Source organism: Falsiroseomonas sp. RANM36, from assembly GCF_056682175.1.
The window spans coordinates 1-255 of the sequence record NZ_JBWXTD010000073.1; the positions used below are offsets into that span (position 1 = coordinate 1).

Below are 255 nucleotides of genomic sequence, written 5' to 3' on the forward strand. Positions count from 1 at the left end.
GGAAGATCCGTCGGCTGCATGAGATCGAGGGTCTGCCGATCAAGGCGATCTGTCGTCGGCTTGGCGTGTCACGGAAGGTGGTGCGGAAGGTCCTGCGCTCGGGCGCGACGGAGTTCCGCTACGAGCGCGGCGAGCAACCGCAGCCCAAGCTGGGTGCTTGGCGGGGCGAGCTGGATCGGCTGCTCACGGAGAATGCGGGTCGGGCGAGCCGCGAGCGGTTGACACTGATGCGCGTGTTCGAGGCGTTGCGTGGTC

At 67.5% G+C, this 255-nt stretch carries 1 pseudogene; it reads left to right on the top strand.

The window, feature by feature from the left end:
- Positions 1 to 255 (top strand): annotated as a pseudogene (locus AC1MIR_RS27895) (IS21 family transposase); the annotation flags it as partial.